Source organism: Vibrio sp. JZG120, from assembly GCF_053890955.1.
This window is the reverse complement of record NZ_JBSRRK010000007.1, coordinates 1-19,105: the sequence shown is the minus strand read 5'-3', so window position 1 is coordinate 19,105 and position 19,105 is coordinate 1. Positions and strand designations below refer to the sequence as shown.

Sequence of the window (19,105 nt, the reverse complement as noted above, 5' to 3'; positions counted from 1 at the left end):
TCGGAAGAGAGATTCTTCCTATCTATGCGAACTCAAGCGGTTTGCTGCTTCAGTTCACCTTCTGCTTGTTCAACTGCTTCCGCCGTTGGTTCGCATTTATCAACAAACCAACCCATGTAGGAACTGATGATGGTCACAATGATACATACAAAACTTAGCCACATGAACGGTGCATAAGACAGTGTCGCAACACCCAGAATACTTGCCATGTAGATACCGTTGTCACTCCATGGAACCATACCAGATGTTAATGTGCCGCCGAACTCTGCGTTACGAGACAAGTTCTTACGTTTGTAGCCTAGGCGATCGTAGTTCTTCGCACAGATTTTTGGTGTCAGGATAAGTGAAACGTACATCGCTGAACCAAATACGTTCCCCATAAAGGCTGTACCGATTGTACTTGTTGCCAGTGAACCTGCACTTTGAACGCGTTTTTCAAACAGCTTAGCGATAGTTTCTAACACACCCACTTTATCTAGTAGACCACCAAAGCCAAGGCCGAATACGATGACAGCAACCGAGCCAAGCATTGAAGACATGCCGCCACGGTTAAGAATTGAGTCAATGAAATCTACGCCTGAAGAAATCGCAAACGGAGCCCAAGCGGTGTTGAACGCGGTTAGGAAGTCCACATCTTGAATCATTACTGCCCAAATAATACCGAGCAGAGAACCAAAACTGATCACTGGGAATGAAGGCATACGCATTGCTAGAAGTGACAATACGATGATCACAGGAACAAATGAGTAAGGGGTGATGTAGAATTGCTGCTCCATCGCTTTAATTACAGAGTCTACCTGGCTCATGTCAACTTGACCTGCGTAGTGGAAACCAAATGCAGTAAACATAATGCCTGTAATAATGTAGCTAATGAGTGCGATCGGCAGCATGCCTTTAATATGTTCCATTACTTCAACGTTAGACATAGATGAAGCAAGGATGACGGAATCCGATAGAGGCGACATTTTGTCACCAAAGTAACAACCTGAAAGCACCGCACCAGCTGTAATTGGTGCAGGAACGCCAAGGCCTTGGCCAATACCCATCATCGCAATACCAGCAGTACCAGCAGCGCCCCAAGAGGTGCCAGTCGCTAGCGCAGTCAATGAACAGATGATCATGGTTGCGAGCAAAAAGATAGAAGGGTGAATTGCTTTAAGGCCGTAGTAAATGATGGTTGGAACAATACCACCAGAGATCCACGTACCAACAAGCGCGCCAACGGCAAGAAGAATTAAGACGGCTCCAAGTCCATTGGAAATGCCATTTAGTGCAGCTTTTTCCAGATCTTTGTACTGATGACCAAGCTTAATGCCTAATATCATGATAATGAACCAACCGATGTACAGCGCTAGCTGGATCGGTAGGTCTAGCTTGGCAGTGAACGAAAATGCCAGCAGTAGAAATAAACCGAGCGAGATAAATACCTGTATCAAGCTTGGTAGGCGTGGTGTAACTTGCTTCATATGTGCCTCTGTCAATCTTGGAGCAATAGAGGAAGGCGCTCCTTGTTGTAATCGCGCATAACATACATTAACAAAAATTATATTTCGAATATTTGGTGTTTTATCTTGATGTTCGTCGGCAAAAACGTTTGCTTGTGAAATTAACTGTTAGTTTGTTTTAACTTTTTTGGTTTTAAATGTTGTGCAATGTGAAATTATTGTGCTTCATGTGTTATTTTATCACTGAGTGGTAAGACCAATTTGGAGTAACAGGGCTTTCCCTACTTGAAAAATGGCCGAAATCGCAAACCAAACACTAAAAAATCTCGTTTAACACGAATTTTCATAGGAAAAGGTTAAAAAATAGGCTTATTTACAAAATAGGGGTTGAGATTTTGATGCGAAAAATTAACTATGGGGTAGGTTTTTTAATACATGGAGAGTTAATACGATGAGAGTTGGTTTAGTTGGTTGGCGCGGTATGGTTGGTTCAGTCCTTATGCAGCGTATGGTTGAAGAGAAAGACTTCGACCTAATCGAACCAGTATTCTACAGTACTTCTCAAGTTGGTATTCCTGCTCCTAACTTAGGAAAAGACGCAGGCTTACTGCAAGACGCGTATGATATTGAAAGCTTAAAACAGCTTGATGCGGTAATTACATGTCAAGGTGGTAGCTACACAGAAAAAGTTTACCCAGCACTTCGACAAGCCGGTTGGAAAGGCTACTGGATTGACGCCGCATCTACGTTACGTATGGCGGAAGATTCCATCATCACGCTTGATCCTGTGAACTTAAAGCAAATCCAACAAGGCATCCACGGTGGCACGAACACATTTGTTGGTGGTAACTGTACGGTTAGTTTAATGCTAATGGGTCTAGGTGGCTTATTCGAGAAAGGCCTTGTTGAGTGGACAAGCGCAATGACGTACCAAGCCGCTTCTGGTGCTGGCGCGCAAAACATGCGTGAACTGATCTCGCAAATGGGCGTTATCAATGACTCTGTAAGTTCCGAACTTGCAAACCCATCAAGCTCTATCCTAGATATTGATAAAAAAGTTGCAGACACAATGCGCAGCGGTTCTTTCCCTACCGATAAATTCGGTGTACCACTAGCTGGCTCGCTTATTCCGTGGATCGATGTGAAACGTGATAACGGTCAGAGTAAAGAAGAGTGGAAAGCGGGCGCAGAGGCAAACAAAATCTTGGGCTCACAAAGCTCGCCTGTGCCAATTGATGGTACTTGTGTCCGTATTGGTGCGATGCGCTGTCACTCTCAAGCTCTCACTATCAAGCTTAAGCAAAATGTCCCAATGGATGAAATCGAAGAAATCATCGCCACTCATAACGACTGGGTTAAAGTGATTCCTAACGATCGTGACATTACTGCGCAAGAACTTACACCTGCAAAAGTAACAGGCACTATGTCCGTACCAGTAGGTCGTCTACGTAAGATGGCAATGGGTGATGACTTCCTAAATGCTTTCACTGTTGGTGACCAACTACTTTGGGGCGCAGCAGAACCATTGCGTCGTACGTTACGCATTATTCTTTCTGAGAAAGCATAATCACATCAATCTTTGTTTGATGACAAAATAAAAGAGCTCCCTAGGGAGCTCTTTTTTATGCTTCGTCTTCTCCACGAACAACGCGTTTGTCAGGATCGGCCAGTTCACTACCACAGTGTTTACAGTAAGTCGCATCAGAGTCGTGCCCGGCGTGAGAACAGTTCGGACACTTCACTAATACTTTGTGCGATTGCATTTCTTGGTGAAGCTCTGCTGTGAAAATACCAGTAGGGACCGCCAAAATTGAATAACCCAACAACATAGTGAGTGAGGCAAGCCCTTTTCCGAGATCTGTTTGAGGTACCAAGTCACCATATCCAACCGTTGTGATGGTCACAATAGCCCAATAAATACTTTTCGGAATGCTAGTAAATCCGTTTTCAGGCCCCTCAATGACAAAAATCAGTGACCCAAAGATCGTGACCATAATGGCGACAGAGCTAAAGAAGATAAAAATCTTTCTACGCGCCATCAGTAGAGAGCGTAAGAGGATGTTGGACTCTTGAAGATAGCGGACCAACTTGAGTATGCGGAATATTCGCATGACTCGCAGTGCTCTTATTACGCCCATAAAGGAGGCAGAAGGGAAAAACAGTGCTAAGTAAGTAGGTAAAATCGCGAGTAAATCAACGACGCCATAAAAGCTCTTCGCATAGGCCGCTGGTTTTGGAGAGCAGTAAAGTCGGAGAAAATACTCAATAGTGAATAAACCGGTAAAAGTGTACTCCAAGTATTTTAGCTCTTTTGCCCATTCGGCGCGCACGGATGGTATTGAGTCTAAGACCAGTACGATTAGAGAACTGATAATCGCGATAATGAGTGCAATATCGAAGGTTCGACCAGCTTTGGTATGAGTACCAAAAATGGTGACATATAGAGTATGTTTGAGAGAGTCAGTCGTCATGACAAAGCGATCCATTGTTGAATCGCTCTATCATACAATTTTATAGAAACTCAGGCTAATCCTGGAAATAAGTTGCGTAAACCATTGGCGATAAACTCAATACCCAATGCGCCTAATATCAAACCCATGATACGGGTAATCACGTTGATACCAGTTTGGCCCAAAAATCGCACGATCAGTGGGGCAGAGCGGAACAACAGCCACGAGCATAGACAGAACAAGCCAATTGTAATGCTGATGCCTACCGTATCAAACATGCTTGGGTAGCGTGCACCGTAAACAATAGTCGAACTGATTGCGCCTGGTCCTGCCATTAGCGGCATCGCAAGAGGAACAACACCGATCTGCTCGCGACTCACGTATTCTGATTTTTCCTGTTTGTTTTGTTTATCTTCCCCCAGTTTACCGCTCATCATCGAGAACGCGATGCTAAGCAGCAGTAGCCCACCTGCAACACGAAACGAATCCAGAGAAATGCTGAACATATCTAATAGTAACTGGCCAGCAAAGAGCGAAATGATCAGGATGATCGCAACAGCCACGTTCGCTGTGGTTGCCGTATTGCGCTTTTCGTCTGGTGTCATATGTCCGGTTAGTGACACAAACACAGGCATGATACCAACAGGGTTTACTGCGGCGACCAAACCAAGAAAAAACTGCAAGAAGATAGCAAGTTCAAAAGTTTGCATGTTGCGTACTCATTAAAGTTCACATTAGTGAAAAGGAGAAGGGGTAATTTGGGCGTAATGTAAGGCAAAAGTTGGGTTGGAAGAAATGAAAAAAACTAACGCATTTCCTACTGTTTTAGTGAGAAAAACTAATTCTTTAATAAACTGTATCTAATCTGGAAAAGAATTGTTGCGTATAAAGTTGCTGTCAAAGCGTGCTGTTTTACATAAACGTTAACATTCGCACACTTTTGATAAAAAATAAGGTGGTTTGTAGAGAGATGTATTCGGTTCGATATACTCTCAGTAGCACAAGGAATTGGGCCTACATGTAATTTTGTTGGCTAAAAATGAAACTTTTTTACAGGTTGTTGTAGTTTCTTTTATTTATTTGTCTATTTGCTTCTTTTTTGTTCAATAAAAAGTGAAGATTAATTTATTTGTTTATCAGTGAGTTATGTCGTTTTGGTGTGATGGGGCACCACTTTGGTGGTATTTAGGTCGTGAGAACTGATCCAAGTCAATTTTTTTCACACTCTGAAATATTATACTCAGTCCTGAAAGCAATTTACTAAGACGTTTGTTTTCTAAGTGACTGATAAACAGTAAAAACGATAAGTAATAGCCTTAGTAAAAAGTTTTTAATATTTGTTAATTTTAGGAGATTCCCTATGCCTGTAACTAATATGGCTGAACTAGATGCAATGATTGCTCGCGTTAAGAAAGCGCAAGAAGAGTTCGCTACTTACTCTCAAGAGCAAGTAGACAAAATCTTCCGTGCAGCATCGCTTGCAGCTAACCAAGCCCGTATCCCGCTAGCTCAACAAGCGGTTGAAGAATCTGGTATGGGTATTGTTGAAGATAAAGTAATCAAGAACCACTTCGCTTCTGAGTTTATCTACAACAAATACAAAGACGAACAAACGTGTGGCATCCTAGAAGAGGATGACAACCTAGGTACTATGACTATCGCTGAACCTGTAGGTATCATCTGCGGTATCGTACCAACGACTAACCCTACATCTACAGCGATCTTCAAATCTCTAATCTCTCTGAAGACTCGTAACGGTATCATCTTCTCACCACACCCACGTGCGAAAAACTCGACTAACGACGCAGCGAAACTGGTTCTAGACGCAGCAGTAGCAGCGGGTGCACCAAAAGACATCATCGGTTGGATCGACCAACCTTCTGTTGAGCTTTCTAACGCTCTTATGAAACACGATGACATTGCTCTTATCCTTGCAACTGGTGGCCCAGGCATGGTTAAAGCAGCTTACTCTTCTGGTAAACCAGCAATCGGTGTAGGTGCAGGTAACGTTCCTGTTGTTATCGACGAAACTGCTGACATCAAACGTGCAGTGGCTTCTATCCTGATGTCTAAGACTTTCGACAACGGCGTAGTATGTGCTTCTGAGCAGGCTGCAATCGTCGTTGATGAAGTTTACGATGAAGTGAAAGAGCGTTTTGCTTCTCACAAAGCTTACGTACTAAGCAAAGCAGAAGCTGAAAAAGTTCGTAAAGTTCTTCTTATCGATGGCGCGCTAAACGCGAAAATCGTAGGTCAGCCAGCAGCGGCAATCGCTGAAATGGCAGGCGTTAAAGTTCCAGCAGACACGAAAGTCCTTGTTGGTGAAGGTCTAGGTAAAGTGTCTCACGATGACGCATTCGCTCACGAGAAACTATCTCCAACTCTAGGTCTATTCCGTGCTGACAACTTCGAAGACGCGGTTGCTCAAGCGGTAACTATGGTTGAGATTGGTGGTATCGGCCACACATCTGGTCTTTACACTAACCAAGATACTAACGCTGACCGTATCCGTTACTTCGGTGACAAGATGAAGACAGCTCGTATCCTAATCAACATCCCGACTACTCACGGTGGTATCGGTGACTTGTACAACTTCAACGTTGCGCCTTCTCTAACTCTAGGTTGTGGTTCATGGGGTGGTAACTCTATCTCTGAGAACGTAGGTCCTAAACACCTAATCAACAAGAAAACTGTAGCGAAGCGAGCTGAAAACATGTTGTGGCATAAACTACCTAAGTCAATCTACTTCCGTCGTGGTAGCCTTCCAATTGCTCTAGGCGACCTAGAAGGTAAGAAACGCGCATTCTTAGTAACTGACCGTTTCCTATTCAACAACGGTTACGCAGATGACGTAGTAAGCCTACTGAAAGCTCAAGGCATGGAAGTTCAAACATTCTTCGATGTTGAAGCTGACCCAACGCTTTCTGTAGTAGAGAAAGGTGCGGCTCAAATGGCTAGCTACCAACCAGACGTTATCTTAGCGCTAGGTGGTGGTTCACCAATGGATGCTGCGAAGATCATGTGGGTAATGTACGAGCACCCAGAAACTCACTTCGAAGAACTAGCAATGCGCTTTATGGACATCCGTAAACGTATTTACAAGTTCCCTAAAATGGGTCAAAAAGCTGAGCTTGTATGTATCACTACAACTTCAGGTACTGGTTCAGAAGTTACGCCATTTGCGGTTGTTACTGACGACAAGACTGGCGCTAAATACCCACTAGCTGACTACGAAATCACGCCAAACATGGCTATCGTTGATGCGAACCTAGTGATGAACATGCCTAAGTCTCTAACAGCATTTGGTGGTTACGATGCAGTAACTCACGCTCTAGAAGCTTACGTATCTGTTCTTGCGAATGAATACTCTGACGGTCAGGCTCTACAAGCACTTAAGATGCTAAAAGAATACCTACCTTCAAGCTACGCGAACGGCGCTAACGACCCAATCGCTCGTGAGAAAGTACACAACGCAGCAACTATCGCTGGTGTGGCATTTGCTAACGCATTCCTAGGTGTTTGTCACTCAATGGCGCACAAACTAGGTGCTGAGTTCCACATTCCACATGGCCTAGCAAACGCACTACTTATCTCTAACGTTGTACGTTACAACGCGAACGATAACCCAACTAAACAAACAGCGTTCTCTCAATACGACCGCCCACAAGCACGTCGTCGTTACGCTGAAGTTGCTGACCACTTAGGTCTAAGCCAAGCTGGTGACCGTACTGCTCAGAAAATTGAACGTCTACTAGCATGGTTGGATGAGCTAAAAGTGAACCTAGACATCCCAATGTCTATCCAAGCGGCAGGCGTAGCTGAAGCAGACTTTATCGCGAAACTTGATGAGCTAGCAGTTGAAGCGTTCGATGACCAATGTACTGGTGCGAACCCTCGCTACCCACTAATTAGCGAACTTAAAGATGTGTTAATGGCTTCTTACTACGGTAAAGCATTCGTTGAAGGTGAAACTTTCGAAGGTACAACAGTTATCAAGAAGAAAGCAGACCAAGAAGCAGCGAAAGCGGCGCCTAAAGCAAAGAAAGAAAAAGCTGACGCGTAATCAAGAGTCGTGTGAGTAAGGTTTTCGCTAGCACGAAACCTTAACCGGGAAAAAGTAAAAACCCCAGTCATTTGACTGGGGCTTTTTTGTTGAGAAAGTTGAGTAATAGCGATCCATTGACGCAACAAACACGTTGTCCATTCATACTTCTGTAGCAACCACTCTGCCACTAAAATACTCATTTGATACGATATATGCAGTATTGCGAACCAATTCATCTTGGATCTCGGCCCAGTGTCTTTCGTTAAGTTCTTCTCTTGTATGGTTTACCGAAGGAATGACGCCACCCACCCGAATATTAAATGGAGTGAGCTCTTTTGCCCAACTGTGAGTAAAACCTGACACCAAAGCAGCCATGCTTTCGACTCCCGTTAAATCTTCATGGCTGTCATGGGAAATGACGTTAACTATTACCCCTTTCTTATTTCTAGCGCGAAATCGTTCGGCTCCCACCTGGCCATAGGTGTAGAGGAAGCGTGCAGCAGAAGACAAGTGATCAATGTAAGTACTCATAGGTTCGGGAGCCATCAAGCCTGGCATGGGAGAGCTCGTCCAGCAATTGACTATCACGTCTGGTGTCGCACGCAGCTGCGATTCTATTTGATCAAACAGTAAGTTAATGGACGTTGTGTTATCACTGCACACATTCATCGCATAGACTTTATCTGTGAAGGCACTAATCTGCTCATAGCTCGCTTTTAGAGCGCTAGAGTTTTGGTCACAAAGAATCAACGTCGCTCCAAGGTGAGCAAAGTGACTAGCACAAGTCCTTCCTATAACAGAACCTGCAGACGTGACGAGAATAATTGATTCTTTAATATCCATAACACCTTCACTGTATCCCTGTGTGAAAAAAATACACCAGTGGTTTGTGCTATTAGCATGGTTGAAATTAGAAAGGCTCAGTGTGAAAGACTTCAAACTAACGCTTTTGGATGAGGACTATTGTGCGGTAATTTGTAAGGCGTCACATTTCTGACTGTGGATACTGCAAGCTGTTGGTTGAACAATGATCTCTATACTTGCAGTTGAATTTGATACTGACGTTGAGCCGTCACTAGTTGATTGTATAGCCCTGCATCTGGGATGAGGTTTTTGTTGCGCTCGCCCAATTTGCGTCGCTCATGACCGGATAGGTTGTGATAAACGTCTTCAGGAAGATTAAACGTATCTTCCGGCAAGTAGGTCAGGGCGTCTGGTTTCAAGTAGTGACTCAGTTTCGCTGAGGGTAGACCTGCACCGTGGAATTGTTTTGCTTGCTGTGCTGCTAGCTCATAGCTGCTGCTATCAGAACGAAGAGCTTGAGGCGTTGACAATTCAAGTTGTTGACGGAGTATATCTTCGCTGGTGGCTACTTCTTTGATTTCCTCTACAGGTACAACGTCGCGTACATCGTTAGAAAACATCGACAAAATCAGTGCAAAATCGGCACGACGTCCTTCGTGGACAGCATGGTTTATACCATTGCCGAACTGAAGTTCGTTAATAATTGCCGCTTTGTCTAAAGTATGAATTTGCATGATGTTCCTCGCTCGATGCCATTTTAACGGCGTGTCTGAGAAGAACTTTAGGAAAAAGAAGAGATTAAATTGGAGTTTTTAAGCGAAAAATAAAAAGCTCGCTGGTTCAGCGAGCTTTTAAAATAAGACTAAATTGAACTTAGGGGGAAGTAAAATTACTTCGCTAGGTTCTCAGCTACGAAGTCCCAGTTTACAAGTGCCCAGAAGCCGTTCATGTAATCAGGACGTACGTTGCGGTAATCGATGTAGTATGCGTGTTCCCACAGGTCAACAGTTAGAAGTGGTGTTGTGCCTTCTTCTGTTAGAGGAGTAGCAGCGTTAGAAGTGTTAACGATCTCTAGAGAGCCGTCAGCTTTCTTAACAAGCCAAGTCCATGAAGAACCGAAGTTGTTGATTGCTGAATCAGTAAACTTCGCTTTGAATTCTTCGAAAGAACCGAATGCTGCGTTGATTGCGTCAGCAACTGCGCCTGTTGGTTCGCCGCCCGCGTTTGGAGCAAGACAGTGCCAGTAGAACGTGTGGTTCCAGATTTGCGCTGCGTTGTTGAATACGCCACCAGTAGAAGTCTTGATGATCTCTTCTAGAGTTTTGCCTTCGAACTCAGTGCCAGGGATAAGACCATTTAGCTTAACAACGTAAGTGTTGTGGTGCTTACCGTGGTGGTAGTCTAGAGTCTCTGCTGAGATGTGTGGTTCTAGTGCGTCTTTCGCGTAAGGAAGAGCTGGTAGTTCAAATGCCATTACTCGATTCTCCATTGATTTGAAAGGATGACCTTTCGATTGCTTCCAGTGTTTTTTATAGCTATGTAGCCTTTAAGGCTGACTTGCTAAGTATTTTAGCAAGTTTTTACTTTATTAAAACCCCGATATGAAAATATTTTAAGGGGTTAGCGGCTGTGAAGTGCTCAATTGTTCGCCATCAAGCAACCTGAATTTAAGCCTTATTAATTATATGGTTTTTATTCTGTCGTTATTGAGTAGAATGTGGCAAATAAACAAAGTTCAAACCCATGAATGAGGAAGCGATGGAAACTATCGACAAAATCAAACAGCAGATCTCTGAAAACTCAATCCTGCTGTACATGAAAGGATCACCGAAACTGCCAAGCTGTGGTTTCTCTTCTCAAGCGTCACAGGCTCTAATGGCATGTGGTGAGAAGTTCGCTTACGTAGACATTCTGCAAAACCCAGATATCCGTGCTGAGCTACCAAAGTACGCACAATGGCCAACATTCCCTCAACTATGGGTTGAAGGCGAGCTTATCGGCGGTTGCGATATCATTCTAGAAATGTTCCAAAAAGGTGAACTTCAGCCTCTAATCAAAGAAGCTGCAGCGCGCGCTGAAGATCAAGCTGAGTAATTCGTAAATACTCACATTTAGCGATAGAATACGAAGGAGCCGTACTGGCTCCTTTTTCTTTTTAGGTTAGTGGAATGAACATAAAGCTTTACTACGTGCATGACCCAATGTGCAGTTGGTGTTGGGGTTACAAACCGACGCTTGATAAATTGAAACAGCAACTGCCAGGCGTTATTCAGTTTGAGTATGTGGTGGGTGGTCTTGCGCCAGATACTAGTTTGCCGATGCCACCAGAGATGCAACAAAAACTCGAAGGTATTTGGAAGCAGATTGAGCGTCAGTTGGGCACCAAGTTTAACTACGATTTTTGGAAGCTTTGTACGCCAGTAAGAAGCACTTACCAATCTTGTCGCGCAGTTATCGCAGCGGGCTTTCAAGATTCTTATGAGCAGATGCTAGAAGCGATTCAACATGCGTATTACTTACGTGCGATGCCTCCTCATGAAGAAGCGACTCACTTGCAGCTAGCTAAAGAAATTGGTTTGAATGTTCAGCAGTTCAAGAACGATATGGACGGCTCTTTCTTAGAAGGTGTGTTCCAAGATCAACTGAGTCTTGCAAAGAGCCTAGGCGTGGATTCTTACCCTAGCTTGGTTCTTCAAATTAACGACGCTTATTTCCCGATTGCCGTGGATTATCTGTCAACAGAGCCTACCTTGAAACTGATACGTGAGCGTATTATTGACAATATGTCAGCGCAATAATCGCGATTTCAAATAACAAAAAGCCGCTCAATGAGCGGCTTTTTCGTAACTAAGTATATCCATCAAACAAAGGTACTAAAGCACCATTGCAGCAATCCAACCAAAGATGATCAGTGGAATGTTGTAGTGGATAAAGGTTGGAACAACCGTTTCCCAAATGTGCTCATGCTGACCGTCGGCATTTAGACCAGATGTAGGGCCTAATGTCGAGTCGGACGCTGGAGAACCAGCATCACCCAAAGCGGCAGCAGTACCAACAAGTGCGATGGTTGCCATTGGCGAAAAACCAAATGCCAACGCGAGTGGAACGTAGATTGTCGCCAAGATTGGAATGGTTGAAAACGATGAACCAATGCCCATTGTTACTAGCAGGCCAACGATCAGCATCAGTAGTGCTGCAAGCGGCTTATTATCACCAATGCTCGTAGAGAGAGACTGTACTAATGTCTCAACGCCACCTGTTTGCTTCATTACCGCAGCAAAACCTGCGGCAGCGATCATGATGAAACCAATCATAGCCATCATATGCACGCCTTTTGTGAAGACATCGTGCGTTTCTTTCCAAGCTATCACACCGCCAAAAGTAAACACCATAAAGCCAGCTAGAGCACCAATAATCATTGAGCCAGTGTAAAGCTGAACACCCAATGCGGCGACAATACCAAGAGCAGCCACCAAAATGTGCTTTTTATTGATAGCATGATCTGTCTCGTGAACGACAGTCAACTCCGTTTCTTCGTAGATGCGCGGTTTACGGTAGCTAACAAAGATCGCCAGCAATAGACCAAACAACATACCAGCACCTGGCAGTAACATTGCAGTTGGAACTTGGCTTGCAACCACGTTCTCCAAACCGTTGTCATGTAGGTTCTTTAATAGAATGTTGTTTAAGAAAATGCCGCCGAAACCAACAGGTAAGATCATGTAAGGTGTGATCAAACCAAAGGTAAGAACACACGCGACCAAACGTCGATCGAGCTTAAGTTTCGCAAATACGCCCAAAAGAGGTGGAATCAAAATTGGAATAAAGGCGATATGGACCGGAATTACGTTCTGAGATGACATAGTGACAAGAACGAGCGCGACTAACACCGCGTACTTTAACCCGGTAGTTGACGCCGAGTTTTCTTTACCGTTTAAGCGCTTGATAACACTTTTTGCCAGTAGGTCCGTGATGCCAGATTTAGAGATGGCAACGGCGAAAGTACCTAACATTGCGTAGCTCAGAGCGATAGTCGCACCGCCACCTAAACCACTTTCGAACGCGGCAACTGTGTCTCCAAGGCTCATGCCTGCGACAAGGCCACCAACGATGGCACTAAACGTGAGGGCAACCACCACGTTTACGCGCATCAATGCTAACACGAGCATGACGCACACTGATATAACGACAGGATTCATACTTTTCCTAATATGTTGTGTTTACTTATTATTCTTCGTCAGCAAGCGGCCAACCGCCGAGGGCCTTCCATTTGTTGACAATACCGCAGAATAATTCTGCTGTTTTTTGTGTATCGTAAAGCGCTGAGTGTGCTTCACGATTATCGAATTCCATCCCGGCCGTTTTGCATGCTTTCGCGAGAACCGTTTGACCATAAGCAAGGCCACTCAATGTTGCCGTGTCAAAAGTAGCAAAGGGATGAAAAGGGACTCTTTTTAGTTTACAGCGCTCATTGGCTGCATTTACAAAACCTAAGTCGAATGCTGCGTTATGGGCAACCATAATTGCGCGCGAGCAATCTGCGGCTTTTTGTTCTTTGCGAATAAGTTTATAAATCTCTTTTAACGCTTCTTGCTCAGAAACTGCACCACGAAGAGGGCTATATGGGTCACGAATACCATTGAATTCTAGCGCTTCTTTTTCTAAGTTAGCGCCCTCAAATGGCTCAACATGAAAATGAATGGTGGAGGCCGGATGCAACACGCCATCTTCGTCCATTTTTAACGTAACGGCGCAAATTTCTAAAAGTGCATCAGTTTGAGCATTGAAACCTGCGGTCTCAACGTCTACTACCACAGGGAAATAACCACGAAAGCGTTTTTTCAAGGTCAGAGCTTCATTTTCTATTGTCATGTCGGCTTATTTTTGTGTGACGAAGGCTGCATTATTGCAGATTATACCGACGAGAAAAACCGCAATTTAGGAGAAAAACGGAATTCTATTTTGCATCTCATCAATACGCTCGATCGCATTTCGTGTGATTGAGTTACCATGATTAACGTTAATCGTAATGTTACGATATTTCGCACGTTGGCGAGGTTCTTGCATGCCGGGTGAAGTGGTTTTATTGATTCAAATTGACGGCAACAGACTGCCGTTTAAGAGACAGTACTTAGATGAAGAAATGGCTGATTACTAGTGGCGTTATATTTTCGTTGTTTAGCACAAGCAGTTTTGCTGTGATGGGTAAACGTTATGTTGCCACTCCACAGCAATCTCAATGGGAAATGGTGGTCAACACACCGTTAGAATGCCAACTTGTTCACCCTATTCCAAGTTTTGGAGATGCGGTATTTTCATCTCGTGCGAATAAAAAAATCAATTTAGACTTTGAGTTAAAAATGCGTCGTCCGATGGGAGAAACACGTAACGTCAGTCTCATCTCTATGCCGCCACCTTGGCGGCCAGGTGAACACGCCGATCGAATTACAAACCTAAAGTTTTTTAAACAGTTTGATGGTTATGTCGGAGGGCAAACAGCATGGGGCATTTTGTCTGAGCTGGAAAAAGGGCGTTATCCGACCTTTAGTTATCAGGATTGGCAGAGCCGAGATCAGAGAATTGAAGTCGCATTGTCATCCGTGCTGTTTCAAAATAAGTACAACGCGTTTAGCGACTGTATTTCCAATTTATTGAAATACAGTTTTGAAGACATTGCCTTTACGATTTTGCACTACGAAAGACAAGGCGATCAGTTAACCAAGGCTTCCAAAAAGCGTTTATCACAAATTGCAGATTATATCCGACATAATCAAGATATCGATCTCGTGCTGGTGGCGACGTACACCGATTCAACCGATGGCAAAAGTGCGAGCCAAAGTTTATCTGAGCGACGTGCAGAGTCACTTCGTGATTATTTTCAGTCTCTAGGGCTACCGGAAGATCGAATTCAAGTGCAAGGGTACGGCAAGCGTCGTCCTATTGCAGATAATGGCTCGCCAATAGGAAAAGACAAAAACCGCCGAGTCGTAATATCACTCGGGCGAACCCAAGTGTAACGAATATAAAAACGCCGAAGCTGAAAGCTTCGGCGTTTTTAATTTACTGACGTTGTTAATAATATTTTAATAGGATTTTGCTAAGTACCTTTCGGTGATTCCGGCTGTATAATTTGAATGTTAGTTTAAGCGGAATTTGGCAATGACTTCGCAATTTGTTGCGGTATCGATTTTTTCAACCTGTTTGGCAATAGCCGGATTAGGGTGACGTTTCATGAAGTCTATTAATGCTTTAGTGCAACATCCTATTGAGTCGATAAAGCTTGCACATTCTTTATTTGGGCATTGTGGGATGAGTGTTAAGACTTTCTCTGAAGCCAGCTGAAGGTATTTGAGTTCATAGTCAGTGTCTCCGGCCCAACGCCAGAACTGAGCTAAGTTATGACAAGAAATCACAGAAATTAATAATCGCTCGTCTGCTTCAATTTCCACACATTCGCTAATATCTTCACTCAGGCTTAGGGCTTGCTGGTAATGAAGAATGCTGCGAACAGGGTCATCTAGTTGAAGTGCCGTATCGGCTAGAAGTGTGTGTTTTTCCCATTCACTGATCATTATCGTAATCCCGCATATCGAAGTTGCGAATAAATCTAAACGATAATTATTATCAAGTAAAGTGTTTTGTTTATAAAAGAACAGGCAGATCGCAGACCTGCCTGTAATCGATGTTCAACTTGCAGTACAAGTGATTATTAGAAGTGCCGCTTAGCCTTCAAGACCTGCTGAAGCTTGCTTGTTTTGGATAAGCTCAATCATATAACCATCTGGGTCTTTTACGAATGCAATGTGCGTGCTTCCGCCTTTTACTGGACCTGGTTCACGCGTCACATTACCGCCCGCCGCTTTGATAGCGTCGCAAGTTGTGTAGATATCATCAACACCAATGGCGATATGACCAAAAGCAGTACCTAGGTCATATTCAGTTTTACCCCAGTTGTAAGTTAGCTCGATCACAGCACCTTGGGATTCGTCACCGTAGCCAAGAAACGCCAGTGTGTATTCGTACTCTTTATTCTCGTTCGTACGAAGCAACTGCATGCCCATAACTTCAGTGTAAAACTTGATGGATTTGTCTAGATCACCTACGCGAAGCATAGTGTGGAGAATTCGACCATTTGACATTTTTTGCTCCTAGCTTTGATTTTCAAATAGCGTTAGCTATCTGGATATACTTTCTCTTTATATTCGCACAAATCTTCAATAATGCAGCTACCGCAGCGAGGCTTTCTCGCCAAGCACGTGTAGCGGCCATGAAGAATGAGCCAGTGGTGCACATCGAGTTTGAACTCTTTTGGCACAACTTTTAATAGCTTTTGCTCGACATCATCAACCGTTTTGCCGATTGCAAACTTAGTACGATTCGACACGCGATAAATGTGCGTATCGACGGCAATGGTTGGCCAACCAAAAGCGGTGTTGAGCACGACGTTTGCGGTCTTGCGACCTACGCCTGGTAGCGCTTCTAACGCTGCACGATCTTCAGGAACTTCACCATTGTGTTTTTCCAACAAGATCTTACAAGTCTTGATAGTGTTTTCTGCTTTTGAGTTAAATAAACCGATGGTCTTTATGTATTCTTTTAAGCCATCAACTCCCAAATCGAGAATACTTTTCGGTGTATTAGCGACAGGGAAAAGCTTGTCGGTGGCTTTATTGACACTTACATCGGTTGCTTGCGCTGATAGTAATACCGCGATTAGCAGTTCAAAAGGGGAGCTCCAGTTAAGCTCAGTTTGAGGATTCGGATTGTTTTCTCGTAATCGCTCAAGAATTTCGATTCTTTTTATTTTGTTCATTGCTGACTTCCAATACCGTCTCTGCGGTTTATGAAAAAGGCTCCTATGACAGAGCCTTATTTTGTTATGCGTTGGTGACGCGAGCACGTTCTATGGTTGGTTTTTCTTCTTTTGGTTGACGTGCCTGGACTGAATTATCGATGACATTTTTAAGCGCTATCAACAGACCAACACCGATAAATGCACCGGGTGGAAGAAGCGCTAGCAGAAAGCTGTTGTCAAATTGGAAAACTTGAATGCGGAGAGCGGATGCCCAGTCTCCTAATAGCAGATCTGCCCCGTCGAATAGCGTGCCATTACCAATTAACTCACGCATGGCACCTAGCACGACCAAAACGCTTGTCATACCAAGACCCATCCATAAACCGTCTAATGCTGCAGGCGCAACATCATTTTTTGAAGCGTATGCTTCAGCTCGACCAATAATGATGCAGTTCGTTACAATCAGAGGAATAAAGATACCAAGAGACAGGTATAAACCATACGCATAGGCATTCATCAATAACTGAACGCAGGTAACAAGTGAGGCAATAATCATCACGAATACAGGAATGCGGATCTCTTTTGGTACGTAATTACGAATAAGAGAAACCGTGACGTTGGAGCCGACCAGCACTAATAAGGTTGCAATACCAAGACCTAAGGCATTGGTTATTGTGGAAGAAACCGCTAGTAGTGGACACAGACCCAGCAGCTGTACGAGAGCAGGGTTATTACTCCACATACCGTTTTTCATCAGCAATTTATTCTCATTCATTACTGCTCTCCTTCACAGCCCAAAGGCTGGCTAAGAATGTCTTCACGAGATTGGTTTACGTAGTTAACGGTATTTCGCACCACTTTTACGACGGCTCTAGGCGTGATCGTTGCACCAGTAAATTGATCGAAATCACCACCATCTTTACGAACTTTCCATGAGTTCCAGTTACTTTCCGTGACTTGTTTGTCCGTAAAGCTCAGGATCCAGTCGGTGACACGAAGATCAATTTTGTCGCCCAGGCCAGGGGTTTCTTGATGGCTTAAGACGCGTGTCCCCAAAATATTGCCCTGATTGTCAATCCCAGTAATAACTTTTATCTCACCATTGTAGCCATCTGGCGCGATGGATTCTATTGCGATTGCTGTCGGTTCACCATTCTTTGTGGCGAGGTAGGCTGGCATCGCACGCAATGTCCCCAGTTCTGGTGACGTGACCATAGTGCAGGCTTGCGTGAGTGCGTTGTCATGCATATTTTCTGGAATGACTTGATTCAAAACAGAAAGCAATTGTTGTTGTTCTTGTATCTTGATTTGGTCTTTTGTTAGGTACTGAGTAAAGGCGACTAATCCGGTTGTTGCACAGGCAAAGATCGCAAGTGTCAGACCATTTTTTCTAATAGCGGTTAACATGTTTACCTCAGTGACCGTAAGTTCTAGGTTTGGTGTAGTAATCGATCAGTGGCACACACATATTTGCAAGTAACACTGCGAATGCAACACCATCAGGGAAGCCGCCCCAACTGCGAATGATAAAGACCAAAGCACCAATAAGCGCGCCAAAGATCAAACGTCCTTTAACGGTGGTAGACGCCGACACGGGATCGGTTGCAATAAAGAATGCGCCAAGCATGGTTGCACCTGATAACAAGTGGAAGATTGGCGACGCAGTTTCCCCTGGGGTCAGCAAGCTGAACACGAGGCTAAATAGCGTCAGGCTCGCTAGGAAGCCTACGGGGATATACCATTGGATGATGCGTTTTTTGATCATCACTAAACCACCAAGTAAGTAGGCAAGATTTACCCATTGCCAACCAATGCCAGCTAATCCATCGAATATTGGCTGCGACAGTACTTCGCTTGGGGTTGCACCTGTATGAATGCCGGTCTTAAATGCATCAAGTGGCGTCGCCATTGTCACACCGTCAACCCCCGTTCGAACTTGCTGAAGCGATAAGCCGTCGTAATCATAGCCCGTAAAAATTAAAGAGAGTGTATCTGCAAAATTTACGTGATCAGGTATGAGTGACGTCGGGGCACTCCAACTCGTCATTTGCACTGGGAATGAGATCAACAAGACCACATAAGCGACCATGGCAGGATTGAATAAGTTTTGACCAAGGCCACCATATAGGTGTTTAGCGATTACAATCGCGAAAATAAGTCCGATCACCATAATCCACCACGGAGACCATGGTGGGATAGCAACGGCTAATAACCAAGCGGTAACGATCGCACTGTTATCACGTAGTGCTCGCATCGGCGAACGTTTACGGAATACCATAACTAAGGCTTCAAGTGATACAGCGACTGCGATGGCAAAAATCAGTTGAATAAGCGTTCCCCACCCAAAGAAGTAGGTCTGAGCCGCTAAACCTGGGAGAGCACAAAGTGCCACCCATTTCATTAAGTCAGGTGTGCTACGACGGCTGTGGGTATGCGGTGAACTGGCAATAAAAAACGACACTACTCGTTCTCCTCAGTATTATTTTTATTAGCTTTTTGCTGCGCTTTGCGAGCCTTCGCGCGCGCAATAGCAGCAGCGACAGCCGCTTTTTTCGGATCTTCAGTT

The 19,105-nt window shown here is 44.2% G+C and carries 20 protein-coding genes and 1 pseudogene; 6 read left to right on the top strand and 15 right to left on the bottom strand.

Annotated features, from left to right (window positions below):
• Positions 1-32: 32 nt before the first annotated feature.
• Positions 33-1,466, bottom strand: coding sequence for a Na+/H+ antiporter NhaC (gene nhaC / locus ACWPOD_RS15585; RefSeq protein ID WP_005396525.1), 1,434 nt, complete (start codon positions 1,464-1,466; stop codon positions 33-35).
• A 430-nt stretch (positions 1,467-1,896) separates the two neighbouring features.
• On the opposite strand from nhaC, the gene asd reads away from it, so the two are divergent.
• Positions 1,897-3,012 carry an aspartate-semialdehyde dehydrogenase gene (gene asd, locus ACWPOD_RS15580; protein ID WP_005396526.1) on the top strand — a complete coding sequence of 372 codons (1,116 nt, stop codon included), beginning with the start codon at positions 1,897-1,899 and terminating at the stop codon, positions 3,010-3,012.
• A 55-nt stretch (positions 3,013-3,067) separates the two neighbouring features.
• Here asd and ACWPOD_RS15575 read toward each other — a convergent pair whose 3' ends face one another.
• Positions 3,068-3,931, bottom strand: a complete 864-nt coding sequence (locus ACWPOD_RS15575) for an ion transporter (protein WP_005396527.1) — start codon at positions 3,929-3,931, stop codon at positions 3,068-3,070.
• 35 nt (positions 3,932-3,966) lie between these two features.
• On the bottom strand, positions 3,967-4,605 hold the full coding sequence (locus tag ACWPOD_RS15570; RefSeq protein ID WP_005396528.1) for a YchE family NAAT transporter: 639 nt from the start codon (positions 4,603-4,605) through the stop codon (positions 3,967-3,969).
• A gap of 650 nt (positions 4,606-5,255) precedes the next feature.
• On the opposite strand from ACWPOD_RS15570, the gene adhE reads away from it, so the two are divergent.
• Positions 5,256-7,958 carry a bifunctional acetaldehyde-CoA/alcohol dehydrogenase gene (gene adhE, locus ACWPOD_RS15565; protein WP_012841564.1) on the top strand — a complete coding sequence of 901 codons (2,703 nt, stop codon included), beginning with the start codon at positions 5,256-5,258 and terminating at the stop codon, positions 7,956-7,958.
• Between the two features lie 141 nt (positions 7,959-8,099).
• Here adhE and ACWPOD_RS15560 read toward each other — a convergent pair whose 3' ends face one another.
• The 3 genes from ACWPOD_RS15560 to sodB all read right to left on the bottom strand — a co-directional run bounded on the left by ACWPOD_RS15560 (position 8,100) and on the right by sodB (position 10,218).
• Positions 8,100-8,783: an SDR family oxidoreductase gene (locus ACWPOD_RS15560; protein WP_046874522.1), complete on the bottom strand. Its 684-nt coding sequence runs from the start codon at positions 8,781-8,783 to the stop codon at positions 8,100-8,102.
• Positions 8,784-8,974: 191 nt separating this feature from the next.
• Entirely contained in the window at positions 8,975-9,478 is a 504-nt protein-coding gene (locus ACWPOD_RS15555) for a VC2046/SO_2500 family protein (RefSeq protein ID WP_012841566.1), read from the bottom strand.
• A gap of 155 nt (positions 9,479-9,633) precedes the next feature.
• Positions 9,634-10,218: a superoxide dismutase [Fe] gene (gene sodB / locus ACWPOD_RS15550; protein WP_005396533.1), complete on the bottom strand. Its 585-nt coding sequence runs from the start codon at positions 10,216-10,218 to the stop codon at positions 9,634-9,636.
• A 284-nt stretch (positions 10,219-10,502) separates the two neighbouring features.
• Here sodB and ACWPOD_RS15545 point away from each other — a divergent pair, with 284 nt between their 5' ends.
• Both ACWPOD_RS15545 and ACWPOD_RS15540 read left to right on the top strand, forming a co-directional pair.
• Entirely contained in the window at positions 10,503-10,838 is a 336-nt protein-coding gene (locus ACWPOD_RS15545) for a Grx4 family monothiol glutaredoxin (protein WP_017635833.1), read from the top strand.
• 74 nt (positions 10,839-10,912) lie between these two features.
• On the top strand, positions 10,913-11,542 hold the full coding sequence (locus ACWPOD_RS15540; RefSeq protein ID WP_167426364.1) for a DsbA family protein: 630 nt from the start codon (positions 10,913-10,915) through the stop codon (positions 11,540-11,542).
• 75 nt (positions 11,543-11,617) lie between these two features.
• Here ACWPOD_RS15540 and ACWPOD_RS15535 read toward each other — a convergent pair whose 3' ends face one another.
• Positions 11,618-12,943: a Na+/H+ antiporter family protein gene (locus ACWPOD_RS15535; RefSeq protein WP_005396535.1), complete on the bottom strand. Its 1,326-nt coding sequence runs from the start codon at positions 12,941-12,943 to the stop codon at positions 11,618-11,620.
• Between the two features lie 28 nt (positions 12,944-12,971).
• Complete coding sequence (gene rnt / locus ACWPOD_RS15530) at positions 12,972-13,616, bottom strand: ribonuclease T (RefSeq protein WP_005396536.1); 645 nt, start codon at positions 13,614-13,616, stop codon at positions 12,972-12,974.
• Positions 13,617-13,773: 157 nt separating this feature from the next.
• Between rnt and ACWPOD_RS15525 the strand changes: the two genes are divergently transcribed.
• Positions 13,774-13,902: a hypothetical protein gene (locus tag ACWPOD_RS15525; protein ID WP_456232039.1), complete on the top strand. Its 129-nt coding sequence runs from the start codon at positions 13,774-13,776 to the stop codon at positions 13,900-13,902.
• Positions 13,880-14,761 carry a flagellar protein MotY gene (gene motY / locus ACWPOD_RS15520; protein ID WP_053808838.1) on the top strand — a complete coding sequence of 294 codons (882 nt, stop codon included), beginning with the start codon at positions 13,880-13,882 and terminating at the stop codon, positions 14,759-14,761. The genes ACWPOD_RS15525 and motY overlap by 23 nt, the downstream gene beginning before the upstream one ends.
• A 120-nt stretch (positions 14,762-14,881) precedes the next feature.
• On the opposite strand, the gene ACWPOD_RS15515 is transcribed toward motY, so the two are convergent.
• The 7 genes and pseudogenes from ACWPOD_RS15515 to ACWPOD_RS15485 form a co-directional block, all read right to left on the bottom strand.
• Positions 14,882-15,316, bottom strand: coding sequence for a DUF2753 domain-containing protein (locus ACWPOD_RS15515; protein ID WP_005384886.1), 435 nt, complete (start codon positions 15,314-15,316; stop codon positions 14,882-14,884).
• A gap of 150 nt (positions 15,317-15,466) precedes the next feature.
• On the bottom strand, positions 15,467-15,883 hold the full coding sequence (gene gloA / locus ACWPOD_RS15510; RefSeq protein WP_005380739.1) for a lactoylglutathione lyase: 417 nt from the start codon (positions 15,881-15,883) through the stop codon (positions 15,467-15,469).
• A gap of 32 nt (positions 15,884-15,915) precedes the next feature.
• The gene (gene nth, locus ACWPOD_RS15505; RefSeq protein WP_167426365.1) at positions 15,916-16,557 is read right to left on the bottom strand and encodes an endonuclease III; all 642 of its coding nucleotides are present in this window, start codon (positions 16,555-16,557) and stop codon (positions 15,916-15,918) included.
• Positions 16,558-16,621: 64 nt separating this feature from the next.
• Complete coding sequence (locus ACWPOD_RS15500) at positions 16,622-17,314, bottom strand: electron transport complex subunit E (protein ID WP_054867993.1); 693 nt, start codon at positions 17,312-17,314, stop codon at positions 16,622-16,624.
• Positions 17,314-17,946, bottom strand: coding sequence for an electron transport complex subunit RsxG (rsxG, locus tag ACWPOD_RS15495; RefSeq protein WP_456232038.1), 633 nt, complete (start codon positions 17,944-17,946; stop codon positions 17,314-17,316). The genes ACWPOD_RS15500 and rsxG overlap by 1 nt, the downstream gene beginning before the upstream one ends.
• Positions 17,947-17,953: 7 nt before the next feature.
• The gene (gene rsxD, locus ACWPOD_RS15490) at positions 17,954-19,000 is read right to left on the bottom strand and encodes an electron transport complex subunit RsxD (RefSeq protein WP_012841573.1); all 1,047 of its coding nucleotides are present in this window, start codon (positions 18,998-19,000) and stop codon (positions 17,954-17,956) included.
• A pseudogene (locus ACWPOD_RS15485) lies at positions 19,000-19,105 on the bottom strand (electron transporter RnfC); the annotation flags it as partial. The gene rsxD and the pseudogene ACWPOD_RS15485, both read right to left, overlap by 1 nt.